This window comes from Amycolatopsis sp. cmx-8-4, assembly GCF_046548675.1.
Classification (GTDB): Bacteria; Actinomycetota; Actinomycetes; order Mycobacteriales; family Pseudonocardiaceae; genus Amycolatopsis.
In genome coordinates, this window is record NZ_JAEBDZ010000013.1 from 109,289 (window position 1) to 124,225 (window position 14,937).

Below are 14,937 nucleotides of genomic sequence, written 5' to 3' on the forward strand. Positions count from 1 at the left end.
TTCGGCTCCCGGCGCGACGACGGCCGCGGCCCTCAGGTACGGGCTCGTCGCGGCGTGAGGCCTACGCCTCGTCCTCGGGCGGATAGGTGAACCTGGTCAGCAGGTCCATCAGTTTCGCCGGCTCGCCGGCACGCAGGTGCGAGAGCAGCGCTTCGGCCGGGGCGAGCGCGTCCTCGTGCGCGGCGTCGAAGGCCTTGACGCCGTCCGGGGTGATCTCGACCTCGCGCACCCGCCGGTCCCCCGGCACGGCGTTGCGGACCGCGAACCCCTTCGCCTCCAGGTCGTCGACAACCCGCATGATCCCGGCCTTGTCCGACCCGGTCGCCTCGACCAGGTCCCGCTGCGTCGTCGGCCCGCGGTCCACGAGGATGATCAACACGGCGAAGTGCCGCAGCTCCAACCCGTGCGGGCGCATCGCGGCGGCCATCGCCCCCGCCGCGCGGGCGTGCGCCCGGCGCAGCAGCAACCCCAACGCGAACGGGGAGACGTCCCCCGGGCGGTCGGTCGCGCGCGTCCTGGGCTTGGCGGTCATGCGAGCACCCTACCCCAACGGGCCTCGGGTGATACGGTTTCATTCGATACGGAACGGCGGTGGTCACGATGCCCGGCCTCGGTGTAGCACCCCGCGCGGACGAAGTCGCCGCGCCCGCACCCGGCGACGACCTCGTCCCCCACCCGGACGTCGTGATGGACCGCGGGTTCACCCTGGACGCGCCGCCCGAGCGGGTCTGGCCCTGGTTCGCCCAGCTCGGCAAGAACCGCGCGGGCTGGTACCTGCCCACGTGGATCGAGGCGCTCCTCCCCCGGCGCCGCCGCGCCCTGCGCCGCCTCGACCCCGCGCTGCAGCACCTGCGCCCGGGCGACGTCATCGACGACTGGGGCGGCCGCGACGCGACCTTCGAGATCGTCATCCACGACCCGCCGCACACCCTGGTCCACCGCTCCACCCGCGGCCGCCTCGAGATCAGCTGGGCGATCCGCCTCACCGGCGACGGGCCCGGCACCACCCGGGTCCACCTCCGGTTCCGGCTCAGCGACGCGCGCCGCCCGCGGCTGGTCGAGTACGGCGGCGGGCTCGTCGACCTGCTGACCGTCGCCGGGCTCGCCGCCGGCCTGCGCGACCGGCTGCGCTGACCCTCGAGCTGGTCACGGGCGTCCGGCGGCCACCTCAGTGTTCCGGGCCGGAAACGTCGCGCGACCACGACGCACGAGCACCAGAGCCACGACGGCCAGGAGCACGACCACCACGCCCGCGAGGCCGAGCCACCACCACCCCGACGTCGCGGGCGCGGCGGTTTCGGGGTGCTGGGCGAAGCCGAGCCCGCCGTCACGCTGGTACTGGGAGCCGGGTTGCTTGTCCGCGTACCGGTCGTGGACCTGGCGCTGGTAGTCCGCCAGCGGGACGAACGCGCCGACCGGCGTCTGCGGCAGGCTGGCCTGCAGCAACCGGACGCCGTCGGCGCCCAGCGCGTACCAGCCGTTGATCTGCGGCTCGTCGAGCAGGACAGCGCCGGCCGGCAGCCGGGTGGCGAGCCGGGTCTCGTCGTCCCCGGACAGGACGCTGCCGACCCGCCAGCCCGCCGCGTCGGGGGCGGCCTGGATGGTGGCGGTGCGGCCGTCCTGGGCGTGGGCGACGACCGCGACGTACTCGAGGACCGCGACCCGGCCGGCGCCGTCGCCCCGCACGAAGGCCGGGTCGAGGGTGTAGGCCGGGACACCCGTGTCGGCCACGGTGATGACGCCCGGGTCGGGCTGACCAGGTCTGCGGAAGTTGGTCCTGGCGAAGCTGATCGCCTCGGCCGAGTGGGCCGCGGTCACCGCCGCGGCGACCTGCGCCGCCGGCAGCGGCGCCCACGCGGGTGGCGCGGCCGAGGCCGCCGCGCCGAACCCGGCCGTACCCGCCAGTGCCAGCAGCACCGCCGTCAGGACCTTCACCGCAGACCTGGTCATGGCCTAGCTCACCGCCCGCCCGCGATGCCGACGACGGTGTCGCCCCAGGTGAACTCGCTGTTGCGCAGGTAGTCGTTGTAGGACTGCGTGCGGTAGCGCTGGTAGGTCGGCCACGGGTCGCCGACGTTCATCGACTGGTTGCCCGCGTCGTAGCCGTAGATCACCTCGGCGTGGCCGCCGCCGGAGGTCCAGTAGATCCCGGTGAGGGCCGGGTTCCCGGCGTCGATCTGCTGGGTGATCGTCGAGAACGACACCGCTCCGCCGGCGCTGCTCGCGGAGAACCCGGTGCCGCGGAACCCGTTGACGATCTCGCCGATCTGCGCGGCCTGGTTCGGGCAGTTGCCCGCGGTGGTGCCCTTGCCCGCGGCGCAGAACTGGTTCTGCGACGTCGAGGCGCCGTGGAACTGCTCGATGCTCGCGCCGTCCGCGGCCCAGCACCATTCGTCGTTCTGCTGCACCTGCTGGCTGTAGTTCAGGCTGCGCGCGGCCTTGGCGTCCCGGGCCGCGTTCGCGGCGGCCGGGAGCCGCAGCGCGCTGTTGTCGGTGAGCGGGTGGGTGAGCGTCACGCCGTTCGGCGCCGACGGCGCGACCGGCTGGGCCCCGGCCGCCGGGGTGAGCGCGAGCGTGGCCGTGACCACGACCGCACCACACGTGAGAACCAGGCCCATCATTCGTTTGTCCAGCGCGATGACCACGAGCTTCTCCTTGCACAAAAGGGAAAGGGGGACGACGGGGAACGGTTCCGGACCCATTCCGCGGTAACTTCGCCCCATCACTGTGCGACAGGAGAAAATCACCGACAACCGACGCAAGTCGGTAAACGATGAGTAAACGACCGGCCCGCCGCGCGGTGGCCCGCATCACATATCAGCAGGTCAGCACGTGGTGTTCGCGGCGAGCGGCCGACGCCGCCACCTCGGTGTTATCCCAGGTGTTATGGGTGCGGCCGGGCCTCGCCGCGGGCGGTTTTCCGGCCTTTCGGATCCCGGCGGCGGGCGGGCTGACAGACTCGACCGGTGATCCTCGGTTACGTTCTCGCCCTGCTGGCCGCCGTCGCGTCGGGCAGCGGCTCGATCCTGGAGTCCGCCGGCGTCCGGCGGGCCGGTGCCTACGGCGGCGCGCCCCAGGACCTCGTCGCCCTGCGCGGCCAGCCGCTGTACTTCCTCGGCGTGGGCGTGGACCTGCTCGGCTTCATCTTCGCCGCCGCCGCGCTGCACCGGCTGCCGCTGTTCCTCGTCCAGTCGGTGCTGGCGTTCAGCGTCGGCGTCACCGCGACGATCTCCGCGTTCCTCGGCATCCGGCTGGCCTCCGCCGGCTGGGCCGCGCTGGGCGTCGGCGCGACCGGCCTCGTCCTGCTGGGCCTGTCCGCCGACCCGGGTCCCGCGCACCTGCTGCCCACCGCCGCCAGGTACCTGCTGCTGGCCGCGGCGGTGCCGATCGCGGCGATCGGCTTCTACGTCCAGCGCCACGACCACCGCTGGTCGGCACCCGTGCTGGGCTTCTGCGGCGGCCTGGGCTTCAGCGTCGTCGGCATCTCGGCCCGCACGCTCGACACGTCGGGCCCGGCCTGGCGGGTGGCGCTGGACCCGGCGATCTGGGCGATGATCGCCAACGGCCTGGTCGCCGCGGTGGTGTTCGCGATGGCCCTGCAACGCGGCCGCGCGACCGCCGTCACCGCGACGATGTTCACCACCAACACCGCCGTGTCGTCGCTGATCGGCGTGACCATCTTGGACGACCGCGTCCGCGACGGCTTCACGGTCGCGGCCATCGCGGGGTTCGTGCTCGCCGTCGCCGGCGCGATCGGCACCGCGCACTACGCCGCCGCCAACAAGGCCCCGGCCGAGGAGACCGCGGAACCGGTCTAGCCGTGTCGGCCACTCCGGACGCCGTGTTGGCCACTCCGGACACTGTGTCGGCCACTCCGGGCTCCACGCGGCGCTAAGCCGGGAGTACCGCGGCCTTGAAGCCCGCCGCCGCGGCCAGGCCGGGGAGGTCGGCGGCCCGGGCGGGCGGGAGGAGCACGAGCGGGTAGCAGTCGGACTCGATGTCGAGGACGGCGAGCGCGGTGCCCGCGGCCGCCAGCTGCCCGCCCGCCAGCTCCAGGAACTCGAAGGTCGGCAGGTCGGCCTCGGCGAGCGACGTCCACGCCGCGTCCTCGGCCGGAGCGGACCGCAGGGCGCGCAGCCGGCCGACGATCTCGTCCGGCGCTTCCTTCCAATCCACTTCGGCCAGCAGCCCGTGGTCGGCGAGCGCGTCCACCAGGGCGATCCAGGGCAGCTCGGGGATCGCGGTGTCGATGCCGCGGTCGTCGAGGCTGTCGCCGTGTTCCCGCAGGTAGGCCTCGGGATCGTCGTGTGCGGCCGCGGCGCGGGCACGCACCTGCGGCACGTCCGGCGCCACCAGGGCGGCCACGGCGATCAGCGCGTCGCGAGCAGTCATGAACGTCCTCCCAGGACACCCATGATCGCACCCGGGCCGACGAATGGCGGCTTGACCCCCGCCGGGTTCAGGAGTCACATGTACGCCGTGATCCGACTGCGCTCGTCCGCCGTGCTCCTCGCCCTCGCCGGCCTCGTCGCGGCCCCGGTGCCCGCACTGGCCGCCGCCGCTCCCGCTCAGGCCGGCCCGTCACTGGGCTTCGACCTGGACGCGGCCACCATCCCCGAGCTCCAGCAGCGGATGGACCACGGCCGCCTGAGCGCCGTGGCGCTGACCGCCGCCTACCTCCACCGGATCGACGCGGTGGACGGCAAGATCCACTCCGTCGTCGCCGTCGATCCGACGGCGTTGCGCGCGGCCGCCGCCAGCGACGCCCGCCGCCGCACCGGCCACACGCTCGGGCAGCTGGACGGGATCCCGGTGCTGCTCAAGGACAACATCGACACCCGGACGCTGCCGGCCACCGCGGGTTCGCGCGCCCTGCCGCGCAGCCGCCCGGCGGCCGACGCCGCCCTCGTGGACCGGCTCCAGCGCGGCGGCGCGGTGATCCTCGGCAAGACCAACCTCTCCGAGTGGGCCAACTACCGCTCCACGAACGCGACGTCGGGCTGGTCCGGGATCGGCGGCCAGACGAACAACCCGTACGTCCTCGACCGCAACCCGTGCGGCTCCTCCTCGGGCTCCGGCGCCGCCGTGGCCGCCAGCCTGGCGCAGGTGGCGATCGGCACCGAGACCGACGGCTCGATCGTCTGCCCGGCCGGCGCCAACGACGTCGTCGGCGAGAAGCCGACGCTGGGCCTGGTCAGCCGGACCGGCGTCGTGCCGATCTCCGCGGAGCAGGACACCGCCGGGCCGCTGGCGCGCCACGTCGTCGACACGGCCATCACGCTGTCCGTCCTGCAGGGACGCGACTCCGCCGACCCCGCGACGGCGGCGATCCCCGCGGGCCAGCCGAAGGACTACGCGGCCCTGCTGCGCCCCGGTGCCCTGCGCGGCGCCCGGATCGGCGTCTGGCGGAAGGCCGGCCAGGACGCCGACGTCGACCGCGTCGTCCAGGACGCCGTCCGCGCGCTGACCTCGCGCGGCGCGACCGTCGTCGAGGTCGACCTGCCCTACCAGGACGAGATCGGCGCCGCCGAGTCCCCGGCCCTGCTCACCGAGTTCAAGCGCGACGTCAACGCCTACCTCACCCACCGGCCGGGCCACCCCGCGAACCTGAACGAGCTGATCGCGTTCAACAAGAAGGACCCGGTCGAGCTGTCGAAGTTCGGCCAGGAGCTGTTCGAGCAGGCGGCGGCCGCGCCGGCCCCGACCGACCCGGCCTACCGCGCCCAGCGCGCGACGGCGACGTCACTGGCCCGCCGGTCGATCGACGAAACCCTGGCCGCGCACCACTTGGACGCCATCGTCGCGCCGACCAACAGCCCGGCCTGGAAGACGACCTACGGCACCGGCGACGCGTTCGTCCTCGGCTCGTCGACCCCGGCGGCCGTCTCGGGCTACCCGAACGTCTCGGTCCCGGCCGGGTTCGCCGGCCCGCTGCCGATCGGCGTCTCGTTCTTCGCCGGACGCTGGGCGGACGCGCGGATCCTCTCGCTGGCGGCGGCGTTCGAGAAGGCGGCCCCGGCCCGGAAGGCACCCACCTTCATCCCGACGATCGGCTGACCGTCCACAACGGACTACCAGGCCGCGCGGTACTGCGACGGGCTGATGCCGCGCGCCCGGCGGAACGCCGCCTCCGCCGTGACCTCGCGCGGGGCCCGGACGAGCGGCGGCCGGTCGAAGCCGACGTCAACGCCGGGGAAGGCGCCATCGTGGGCGAACGCGCGGCGAAGGACGGCTCGTCCTTCGCCGCGCTCTTCACCCTCGCGTTCGGCACGCTGCTGCGCTGAGCGGTCCTACCCGGTACCGACGGCTTTCCCTTGCGTCAGGCCGTTCCGTCGGCCATCGCGGCCAGGAAATCCGTCCAGGGGCCGTCCGGGAAGCGCTCCTGCACCCGGGCCAGGTTGGCTCGCATCGCCTCCGCCAGAGCGGCGTCGCCCTCGCGCAACGCCGACAGCTGGTGGGCCAGCTCGTGGCCGGCCGGGCGCGGGTCCTCGGGATCGACCTCGACGCGGCTGAAGCCGGGGCCGAAGTGGTCGGCGAACGCGTCGTACGGCGTGACGGCGCACGGGATGCCCGCCAATGCCGCGAGGGCCGGGCCGAGCCCGACCGTCTCGACGTCGACGCAGCTCGGCGTGAACAGCACCGCGCCGTGCGAGGCCCGCGCCACCCGCACCAGGTCGATCTCGTCCAGCTGCCACGCGCCGGCGCTGTCGCGGTGGCTCGAAATCGGGACCCCGTCGAGGAAGCGAACGGCGTCGGCGGCGTCCGTCTCCGCCACGGCCTCGCGCACGACGTCCGCGTACCCCGGCTCCTCGTCGAGGCTGCCGAACACCAGCAGGACCGGGTCGGGCACGCCGAGGCGCGCGCACTCGTCACGCACACCGGCGAACACCCGCACGGAGATGTCGACGCCCTTCACGGCGAAGACCCGCACGGGCACCAGGACGACCGGACGTTCCGGCTCGATGTCGCGTTCGGCCAGGAACTCGCGATGGCGGGATTCGAGCGGGCCGCCGGGCACCAGCGGGAGGACGTTGGTGAGCAGCTCCGGCTCCAGCTCGGACGGGTACTTCCCCGCTTCGGTCAGCAGCGCCGGCGACACCACCGCCCACCGATCCGATTCGGTGGTACCGGGCACGGGCGTGAAGTCGTTGGGCGCGGCGGGGTAGAACCGTTTGCCGTCCTCGAAGATCGCGCAGCTGCCGAACAGGTCGTGGTCCCAGTACAGCACGCCGCCCGGCCGGTCCCCCGCCCACCGGCGGGCCGCCGCCCGGTGCAGCGCCGTGGTGACCGGGACGGCGTCCGAGAGGGTGAGGTTGATCGCGACCACCCAGTCGACGTCGTGCTCGGTGAACCAGTCGTGGAAGTACTTCTCGTAGTGTTCGCTGTAGGTCTCGATCTCGCGCCGCAAGTCGGCGGCCTCGGCCTCGTCCAGCTCCTCCGCCGTGGCCACGGTCCGGCGGATCGTGTCGAGCTTTTCCATCCACTGCGCGGGATCCATCGGTACTGGCACCGCGTCGGAGACCTGCAGCCACGACGGGTACTCGGCGCCCGGCAGCCCGCGCGGGAAGAACCGCTGTTTGTCCGCCCGCCACGAATAACCCAGGTCCGCGGTGACCGGGAACTCCAGCAAGTCCGCATCACGCGCCCGGTCGACGACGTTGCGGAAGATCGTCAGCAACCCGCTGACCGGCAACCCGTCCCCACTGACCACTGCCCAGCGCATCTTCCGCCCCACCCACGGCCTCCTGTTCGTCCGGTCACCCCGTCGACACCGACCGTAGCCGGGGTCCCACCCGCGAATACCCAGTCCTGCTCGTCGCGAACCGGCCCGGTCAGCCGCGTGGTTCGCCGAACCAGCGGGCCAGCGCCGGTGCCAGCTCGTCCGGGTCGCCGGCCCAGCAGACGTAGCCGTCCGGGCGGACGAGCAGCGGCTCGGTCGCCGCGCCCACGCCCGCGCGGTCCACCCGGTCCGGCCAGCAGCCGGCCACCTCGGCGAAGGCGTCGTCCGGGTCGAGCAGGACGCCGCGGCCCGGGCGCAGCAGCTCGTGCAGCCGGACCTCGCCCAGCCGCAGGTCCGGAGCCGGGCGGCCGATCGACGGGTGGGCCTCGGTGCCCGGCATCGCGTAGCGGATCGCCATCCCGGACAGCAGGTCGCCGAGGTGGCGCTGCACCTCCGGCAGCTCCGCCAGCCCCACGAACAGCTCCCGGGTGGCGACGACGTCCGGGTCGCGGGTGCCCGCCCAGTCCATCAGCAGGCTCTGCGCCTGGACGTTGCGCAGCACCGCCGCGCCGACCGGGTGCCGCTCCGCGTGGTAGGTGTCCAGCAGCCCTTCCGGCGCCCAGCCGTGGACAGCGGCGCCGAGCTTCCAGCCGAGGTTCAGCGCGTCCTGCATGCCGGTGTTCATGCCCTGCGCGCCGAGCGGCAGGTGGACGTGCGCGGCGTCGCCGGCCAGGAAGACCCGCCCGTGCCGGTAGCGCTCGGCCTGCCGGGCCGCGTTGGTGATGCGCCGGCCGTAGCGCAGTTCGAGCAGCTCGACGGCGGAGCCGAAGACCTCCTTCAGGCCGCCGCGGATCTCGTCCTCGGTGACCGGGACGTCCCGCGCCGGCGCGTCCGGGCCGCCCAGGACGAGCCGGCGCAGCGGCCGGCCCCGCGCGTCCGTGCCGAGCGGGTACAGCGCCGCCCAGTGGCCGTCGTCGGTCCACGTGTGCGACATCGGCTCGCCGGCACCGCTCAGCCGGACGTCGGCGGCGATCACCGTCGACGTGCCCGGGCGGCCCGGGAACCCGGCCCCCAGCAGGGATCGCACCACGCTGTGGGCGCCGTCGGCGGCCACGAGGTAGCGGGCGCGGACGGCCGTGCCGTCGGCGAAGGTAGCGGTGACGCCGCCGGTGTCCTGGTCGAGGCCGGTCAGCTCGTGGTCACGCCGGACGTGGACGTCGTGCGCGGCGAGGTGCCGCTCGAAGAACCCCTCGATCTCGACCTGCGGCACGGACCGCCACGGCAGGCGGTGGGCGGTGTTCTCCGGCGAGAACCCGATGCCGGCGAAGTGCCCGGCGCTGGTCGGGTAGTTCCCGGTCGCCAGCAACGGTTCCAGGAGCCCGCGCTGGTCGAGCGCGGTCAGCGTGCGCGACTGCACGCCGCCGGCCCGCGAGAGCTCGCTGCGCCGCGCCAGCTTGTCGACGAGCAGTGCGGGCACGCCCGCCACCCGCATTTCGTTGGCCAGCATCAGCCCGGTCGGACCGGCTCCGACGACGAGCACTCCGGTGTCCATGGTTTCTCCCTGGTTCGTGTCGATCAGGACGCGACCCACGCTGCGCCCGCCGCCGCGGCCGGGCCAGAAACGACGTGATCCGCGGCCGAATCCGGCACCAGTAGGCTTGTCACGGTGGAATCCGACTACGACGAGCTGGACCGCCGGCTCGTGCACGCGCTGCAGGTCGACGGCCGGGCCGCGTTCAGCACGATCGCCGAGGTGCTCGGGGTGTCGGATCGCACCATCGCCCGCCGCTACGCCCGGTTGCGGGCGATGGGGGCCGTGCGGGTGGTCGGCGACGTCGACCCGGCCGCGCTGGGCGGCGCGCTGTGGTTCCTGCGGGTGCGGTGCGCGCCCACCGCGGCGGTCCCGGTCGCCGAGGCGCTGGCCCGCCGGCCCGACACGTCCTGGGTGAGCCTGACCTCCGGCGGCACCGAGATCACCTGCACCGTGCGCACGGAGACCGCGGCCGACAGCGAGGCGCTGCTGCTGGCGAAGCTTCCCCGTACCCCGCGCGTCGAGGGCGTCACCGCGCATTCGGTGCTGCACACCTTCTACGGCGGCCCGGACAGCCTGATCGCCAAACTCGGCTGGCTGGACGAGGACGCCGTCGAGCGCCTGCGCCCACCCCCGGCGCCCCGCCGGCCGGGCCCGGTGCGGCTCGACGACGGCGACCGGAAGCTGCTCGCCGCGCTGGCCACCGACGGCCGGACCGGGATCGCCCGGCTGGCCGCCCGCACGGGCTGGTCGCCGACGACGGTCCGGCGCCGGATGAGCGACCTGCGCGAACACGGCGTCCTGTACCTGGACATCGACATCGACGGCCGGCTCTTCGGCACCGGCACGAGGACCCTGCTCTGGCTCTCGGTCGTGCCGGCCCAGCTGGCGCGGGCCGGGGAAGAGCTGGCTGGGCACCCGGAGGTCGCGTTCGCCGCGGCCACGACCGGGCCGAGCAACCTCTACGCCACCGTCGTGTGCCCGGACCAGCAGGCGCTGTACCGGTACCTGACGACCCGGGTGGCGGCGCTGCCCGCGATCACGCACATCGAGACGGCGCCCGTGATCCGGACCGTCAAGCAGACCGCGAACCAGCCGTGACCCTGGTCAGGCCGGGCACAACCACCAGAGGTCCAGCTCAACCGCTCACAGGACAGTGCCTAGGCGCGGGTGTGTTCGGCGGCGAACTCGACGAAGACGCGGTGGACGTCGTCGCGGTCGAGCTCGTTCAGGATGTTGTGGCGGTCTTCGGGGAAGACGACCACCCGAGCGTCCGGCAGCAGCTCGGCGGCCTTCCGGGCGCCGTCCGCGGGTGCGAGGTCGTCTTCGGCGCCGTGCAGCAGCAGGATCGGCAGGTCGAGCTTCGCCAGGACGGCCGCCGCCCGGGGCGCGGCCGCGCCGAGCGCGCCCAGGGTCTCCAGCCGCAGGCCGCCCTGCCAGGTCAGCGGGTCGTCGCGGATCTGCTGCGCGTAGCTGGGGTGGCGGGTCAGCTCGCCGGGGTCCTTGCGCAACTCCCAGGGGTCGACGCCGCTCGCGAGCAGGTTCACGAGCCCGCCGGCGGCGTCCGGCACCAGCGAGGAACCGGCGAGCACCAGCGCTTTCGGGCGGTCCGGCAGCCGGTCCTCGCCGACGAGCAGCGTGGCGACGGTCGCGCCGAGCGAGTGCCCGGCGACCACCAGCGGCAGCCCCGGGTGCGCGTCGCGGGCCAGCTCTGCGAGCGTGGCGGCGTCGGCGAGCAGGTCGTCGACCGACTCGATCAGGACGCGCTCGCCGTCGCTGTGGCCGTGCCCGGCGTGGTCGTGGGCCCAGACCGCGAACCCGGCGCCGGCGAGCGCGTCGAAGAGCGGCTGGTAGCTGCCGATGTGCTCACCCAGGCCGTGGAAGAACACCACGAGCGCCTCAGATTCGGGCGGTCTCCACTGTCCATAGTGGATCTTCCCGCGGCTTCCGGTGAATTCAGCCATCGCGCGTCCCCAGTCCGTGTGCCAAGTCGGCGAGCAGGTCGCCGATTCCTTCCAGGCCGACCGAAAGCCGGATCAGCCCCGGCGTGACGCCGCTGGCCAGTTGCTGCTCCGCGTCGAGCTGGGCGTGGGTGGTCGACGCGGGGTGGATGACGAGGCTGCGCACGTCGCCGATGTTGGCCAGGTGGCTGAACAGCCGCACCCGGTCGACGAACCGGACCCCGGCCTCCACGCCGTCCGCCAGGTCGAACGCCACCACCGCGCCGACGCCGCGCGAGAGGTAGCGTTTCGCCGCGTCGTGCCACGGGTTGCCCGGCAGCCCGGCGTAGTGCACCGCCTCGACCTCGGGCCGGTCGGCGAGCCACGCGGCGACGGCCTGCGCGTTCGACACGTGCCGTTCCATCCGCAGCGACAGTGTCTCGATGCCTTGCAGGAGCAGGAAACTGTTGAACGGCGAGACCGCGGGGCCGAGGTCGCGGACGAGCTTGGTGCGCAGCCTGAGGCTGTAGCCCAGCGCGCCGAACTCCCGCGCGAAGACGAGCCCCTGGTAGCTCGGGTCCGGCCGGGTCAGCTGCGGCCAGCGGTCCGGGTCCGCGGTGTAGTCGAACGTCCCGCCGTCGACGACGACGCCGCCGATCGCGGTGCCGTGCCCGGACAGGAACTTCGTCGTCGAGTGGACGACGACGTCCGCGCCGTGCTCCAGCGGCCGCGCGAGGTAGGGCGTGGGCACGGTGTTGTCGACGACCAGCGGCACCCCGGCCGTGTGGGCGACCTCGGCGACGGCGCTGATGTCGAGGACGTTCCCCCGCGGGTTGCCCACGGTTTCGGCGTAAAGCGCCTTCGTCTCGGGCCGGATGGCGGCGCGCCAGGCCGCGAGGTCGTCGGGGTCGCGCACGAAGCCGACGGTGATCCCGAGGTCCGCGAAGGTGTGGGCGAGCAGGTTGTACGTGCCGCCGTACAGGCTCGCCGCCGCCACGATGTGGTCGCCGGCGCGGGCGATGTTCAGCAGGGCCAGCGTCGTCGCGGCCTGGCCGCTGGCCACCGCGACCGCGGCGACGCCGCCTTCGAGGTCCGCGAGCCGCTCCTCCACGACCGCGGTCGTCGGGTTCGACAACCGGGTGTAGGCGTGCGTTTCCAGGTCGCGCAGGGCGAACGCCTCGGCGGCGTGGTGCGCGTCGGCGAAGGCGAACGACGACGTCTGGTACACCGGCGTCGCGCGGGCCCCGGTCGCGGGATCCGGACGGGCGCCGGCGTGGATCTGACGGGTCTCGAAGGTGCTCACCCGCGCTCCGCCAGCGCGTCGCTCCACCACCGCTGCGCGACCTTCGGGTGCGACCGCAGCCAGCCGACCAGCGCGTTCTCCCCGAACGCCGCGTGCAGCGGGTTGTCCGCGTCCTCGCTGACGCCCTTCGCGTCCGCGGCCAGCTCCGGCGGGAGCCGCAGCGGTTCGACGACGGCGTCGAGGCGGGGCCCGAGGAAGAACGGCACCGAGAACCGCTCGACCCCGGCCTGCGGGCTGACGACGCGGTGCCGGGTGGCTTTCAGGTACCCCTGGGTGGCGATCTCCAGCATCTCGCCGATGTTGAACACGAAGCTGCCCGGCACCGGGGTGGCGTCGATCCAGCTGCCGTCGGCCGCCTGGACCTGCAGGCCGCCGATGCCGTCCTGCTGCAGCAGGGCCAGGTAGCCGTAGTCCTTGTGCGCGCCGACGCCCTGGTCCCGCTCGGCCGACGGCCGGCCGGGGTAGCGCAGGATCTTCACGTGCGTGGACGCTTCTTCGTCGAACCACGCGTCGAAGTAGGCCTCGTCCTGGCCCAGCGCCGCGGCGAGCGCGCGCAGCACTTCGCGGCTGACGCGCAGGGCTTCGGTCTGCCATTCGAGGGTGGTCTCGCGGAGCCCGGGAAGCGCTTCCGGCCATTGGTTCGGACCGATGAGCCGCTGCCACGCGGGGCCACCGGGTGCCACCGGCTCGCGTTCCGGGCCGATGTCGATCTGCTCCCGCCAGTCGGGCGTCCCGCCGGTGTACTCGTGGCCGGTGCGGGTGTAGCCGCGGAACTGCGCGGAGTGGATGTTCTCGATCGCCAGCCGCTCTTCGACGGGCAGCGCGAAGAACTCCTGGGCCGCCTCGAAGATCCCGCTGGTCAGCCGCTCGGGCACGCCGTGGCCGACCACGTAGAAGAAGCCGACGTCGTGCGCGGCCCGCCGCAGCTCGCCCAGGAACTCCGCGCGGTCCGCGGCGGGCCCGCGCAAGCGCGAGATGTCGATCAGCGGCAGGGCGGTGGCCGCCCCGGATTCCTCGAGCGTCGTCACGTCTCGCAGCCTAAGCCCGCCCCGGCACCCGGGCCGGGTGTTCCCACATCGCGGACAGGTCCGAGCGGGCGTCCAGTCCGCGGAAACCTGCTTTCGTCGCGGGGAAAACGCTTGCCCGCCGCCGTTCCGGAAACGCAAAAACCGCCGTAAAACCGCAAAAAACCGCGGCTGCCGAGGAAACACCGGGCGACCTAGCTTCGGAGTCGGAGAAACCCACTTCCCCGAGGAGCAGGAAATGCGCGCAGCGAGATCCGTCGGAGCCGCCGTCGCCGTCACGGCGGTCGTCGTCCTGACCGGAGTCACCCCCGCCCAGGCCGCGGAAGGCGTCGTGCTCGGCGCGGCCGACGCGAACGCCGTCAAGGACAGCTACGTCGTCGTGCTCAAGGACAACGCGACGAACCGCGGCGACCTGGCCCAGCGCTACAGCGGCACCGTCGACCGGGTCTACACGCGGAACCTCGCCGGGTTCTCGGTGCACCTGGACGAAAAGCACGCCAAGCGGCTGGCCGCCGACACCGCGGTCGCGTTCGTCGAGCAGGACAAGACTGTCCGCACCGAAGCCGTGCAGCAGAACCCGCCGTCGTGGGGCCTGGACCGGATCGATCAGCGGAACCTGCCGCTGGACAGCAAGTACACCTACGCCACCACGGCGTCGAACGTGAACGTCTACGTGCTCGACACCGGCATCCGCGCGACGCACCAGACCTTCGGCGGCCGCGTGCACCGGGGTTACGACTTCGTCGACAACGACACGAACGCCGACGACGGGTACGGGCACGGCACGCACGTCGCCGCGACGATCGCCGGGTCGCAGTACGGCGTCGCGAAGGGCGCGCAGCTGTACCCGGTGCGCGTGCTCGGTTCCGACGGCAGCGGCACCACCGCCGGCGTGATCGCCGGCGTCAACTGGATCACCGCCAACGCGAAGAAGCCGGCCGTCGCCAACGCGAGTCTCGGCGGCGGGGTCTCGACCGCGCTCGACACCGCCGTCCGCAACTCGATCGCGTCCGGCGTCACCTGGGCGGTCGCGGCGGGCAACTCGAACGCGAACGCCTCGACGTCGTCGCCGGCCCGCGTGGCCGAGGCGATCACCGTGGCCGCCGCGGACAAGACCGACACCCGCGCGTCCTTCTCCAACTACGGCGCCGGCGTCGACCTGTTCGCCCCGGGCGTCGGTATCACGTCGGCGTGGAACACCAACGACACCGCCACCTACACCGGTAACGGCACGTCGTTCGCCTCGCCGCACGTCGCCGGCGCGGCGGCGCTCTACCTGGCCACCCACACGACGGCGACCGCGGCCCAGGTCGCCCAGGCCCTGATCGCCGCCTCGACCCCGAACCTGGTCAAGAACCCGGGCAGCGGCACCCCGAACCGCACGCTCTACGCAACCCCCTGACGCCGCCACGAAAGGA

The 14,937-nt window shown here is 73.5% G+C and carries 14 protein-coding genes; 5 read left to right on the plus strand and 9 right to left on the minus strand.

The features are described from left to right. Positions 1–61 precede the first annotated feature (61 nt). Positions 62–532, minus strand: coding sequence for a MarR family winged helix-turn-helix transcriptional regulator (locus ACLJQZ_RS26980; protein ID WP_410622658.1), 471 nt, complete (start codon positions 530–532; stop codon positions 62–64). A 68-nt stretch (positions 533–600) separates the two neighbouring features. Between ACLJQZ_RS26980 and ACLJQZ_RS26985 the strand changes: the two genes are divergently transcribed. Continuing rightward, positions 601–1,134 (plus strand): hypothetical protein, encoded by a 534-nt coding sequence (locus tag ACLJQZ_RS26985; RefSeq protein ID WP_410622659.1) that lies wholly within the window; start codon positions 601–603, stop codon positions 1,132–1,134. Positions 1,135–1,146: 12 nt separating this feature from the next. Here the strand turns inward: ACLJQZ_RS26985 and ACLJQZ_RS26990 are convergent, their stop codons facing one another. Both ACLJQZ_RS26990 and ACLJQZ_RS26995 read right to left on the minus strand, forming a co-directional pair. After that, positions 1,147–1,950 carry a hypothetical protein gene (locus ACLJQZ_RS26990; RefSeq protein ID WP_410622660.1) on the minus strand — a complete coding sequence of 268 codons (804 nt, stop codon included), beginning with the start codon at positions 1,948–1,950 and terminating at the stop codon, positions 1,147–1,149. Between the two features lie 8 nt (positions 1,951–1,958). Further along, positions 1,959–2,645, minus strand: a complete 687-nt coding sequence (locus ACLJQZ_RS26995) for a papain-like cysteine protease family protein (RefSeq protein WP_410622661.1) — start codon at positions 2,643–2,645, stop codon at positions 1,959–1,961. Positions 2,646–2,966: 321 nt separating this feature from the next. Between ACLJQZ_RS26995 and ACLJQZ_RS27000 the strand changes: the two genes are divergently transcribed. Further along, entirely contained in the window at positions 2,967–3,818 is an 852-nt protein-coding gene (locus ACLJQZ_RS27000; protein ID WP_410622662.1) for a hypothetical protein, read from the plus strand. A 73-nt stretch (positions 3,819–3,891) separates the two neighbouring features. Here ACLJQZ_RS27000 and ACLJQZ_RS27005 read toward each other — a convergent pair whose 3' ends face one another. Further along, positions 3,892–4,392 carry a DUF6630 family protein gene (locus tag ACLJQZ_RS27005; protein WP_410622663.1) on the minus strand — a complete coding sequence of 167 codons (501 nt, stop codon included), beginning with the start codon at positions 4,390–4,392 and terminating at the stop codon, positions 3,892–3,894. Between the two features lie 78 nt (positions 4,393–4,470). Here ACLJQZ_RS27005 and ACLJQZ_RS27010 point away from each other — a divergent pair, with 78 nt between their 5' ends. Then, positions 4,471–6,057, plus strand: coding sequence for an amidase (locus tag ACLJQZ_RS27010; RefSeq protein WP_410622664.1), 1,587 nt, complete (start codon positions 4,471–4,473; stop codon positions 6,055–6,057). 262 nt (positions 6,058–6,319) lie between these two features. On the opposite strand, the gene ACLJQZ_RS27015 is transcribed toward ACLJQZ_RS27010, so the two are convergent. Together ACLJQZ_RS27015 and ACLJQZ_RS27020 are read right to left on the minus strand one after the other, a co-directional pair. After that, on the minus strand, positions 6,320–7,735 hold the full coding sequence (locus ACLJQZ_RS27015) for a hypothetical protein (RefSeq protein WP_410622665.1): 1,416 nt from the start codon (positions 7,733–7,735) through the stop codon (positions 6,320–6,322). Positions 7,736–7,832: 97 nt separating this feature from the next. Next, positions 7,833–9,272, minus strand: coding sequence for an FAD-dependent monooxygenase (locus ACLJQZ_RS27020; RefSeq protein ID WP_410622666.1), 1,440 nt, complete (start codon positions 9,270–9,272; stop codon positions 7,833–7,835). Positions 9,273–9,386: 114 nt separating this feature from the next. On the opposite strand from ACLJQZ_RS27020, the gene ACLJQZ_RS27025 reads away from it, so the two are divergent. Then, complete coding sequence (locus tag ACLJQZ_RS27025; RefSeq protein WP_410622667.1) at positions 9,387–10,352, plus strand: Lrp/AsnC family transcriptional regulator; 966 nt, start codon at positions 9,387–9,389, stop codon at positions 10,350–10,352. Positions 10,353–10,411: 59 nt separating this feature from the next. Here ACLJQZ_RS27025 and ACLJQZ_RS27030 read toward each other — a convergent pair whose 3' ends face one another. The 3 genes from ACLJQZ_RS27030 to ACLJQZ_RS27040 are packed head-to-tail and all read right to left on the minus strand — an operon-like array spanning position 10,412 to position 13,522. Continuing rightward, positions 10,412–11,215 (minus strand): alpha/beta fold hydrolase, encoded by an 804-nt coding sequence (locus tag ACLJQZ_RS27030; RefSeq protein ID WP_410622668.1) that lies wholly within the window; start codon positions 11,213–11,215, stop codon positions 10,412–10,414. After that, positions 11,208–12,494, minus strand: coding sequence for an O-acetylhomoserine aminocarboxypropyltransferase/cysteine synthase family protein (locus ACLJQZ_RS27035; protein WP_410622669.1), 1,287 nt, complete (start codon positions 12,492–12,494; stop codon positions 11,208–11,210). Before ACLJQZ_RS27035 ends, ACLJQZ_RS27030 begins: the two co-directional genes overlap by 8 nt. Then, on the minus strand, positions 12,491–13,522 hold the full coding sequence (locus tag ACLJQZ_RS27040; RefSeq protein ID WP_410622670.1) for an isopenicillin N synthase family dioxygenase: 1,032 nt from the start codon (positions 13,520–13,522) through the stop codon (positions 12,491–12,493). Before ACLJQZ_RS27040 ends, ACLJQZ_RS27035 begins: the two co-directional genes overlap by 4 nt. A 235-nt stretch (positions 13,523–13,757) precedes the next feature. Here ACLJQZ_RS27040 and ACLJQZ_RS27045 point away from each other — a divergent pair, with 235 nt between their 5' ends. Next, positions 13,758–14,921, plus strand: coding sequence for a S8 family peptidase (locus ACLJQZ_RS27045; RefSeq protein ID WP_410622671.1), 1,164 nt, complete (start codon positions 13,758–13,760; stop codon positions 14,919–14,921). Positions 14,922–14,937 lie beyond the last annotated feature (16 nt).

Excerpts from the sequence above, each read along its gene's own strand:
- ACLJQZ_RS27005 (WP_410622663.1), bottom strand. The coding sequence starts at position 4,392 with ATGACTGCTCGCGACGCGCTGATCGCCGTGGCCGCCCTGGTGGCGCCG.
- ACLJQZ_RS27030 (WP_410622668.1), bottom strand. The coding sequence starts at position 11,215 with ATGGCTGAATTCACCGGAAGCCGCGGGAAGATCCACTATGGACAGTGG.
- ACLJQZ_RS26985 (WP_410622659.1), top strand. The coding sequence starts at position 601 with ATGCCCGGCCTCGGTGTAGCACCCCGCGCGGACGAAGTCGCCGCGCCC.
- ACLJQZ_RS27045 (WP_410622671.1), top strand. The coding sequence starts at position 13,758 with ATGCGCGCAGCGAGATCCGTCGGAGCCGCCGTCGCCGTCACGGCGGTC.
- ACLJQZ_RS27020 (WP_410622666.1), bottom strand. The coding sequence starts at position 9,272 with ATGGACACCGGAGTGCTCGTCGTCGGAGCCGGTCCGACCGGGCTGATG.
- ACLJQZ_RS26980 (WP_410622658.1), bottom strand. The coding sequence starts at position 532 with ATGACCGCCAAGCCCAGGACGCGCGCGACCGACCGCCCGGGGGACGTC.
- ACLJQZ_RS27010 (WP_410622664.1), top strand. The coding sequence starts at position 4,471 with ATGTACGCCGTGATCCGACTGCGCTCGTCCGCCGTGCTCCTCGCCCTC.
- ACLJQZ_RS26990 (WP_410622660.1), bottom strand. The coding sequence starts at position 1,950 with ATGACCAGGTCTGCGGTGAAGGTCCTGACGGCGGTGCTGCTGGCACTG.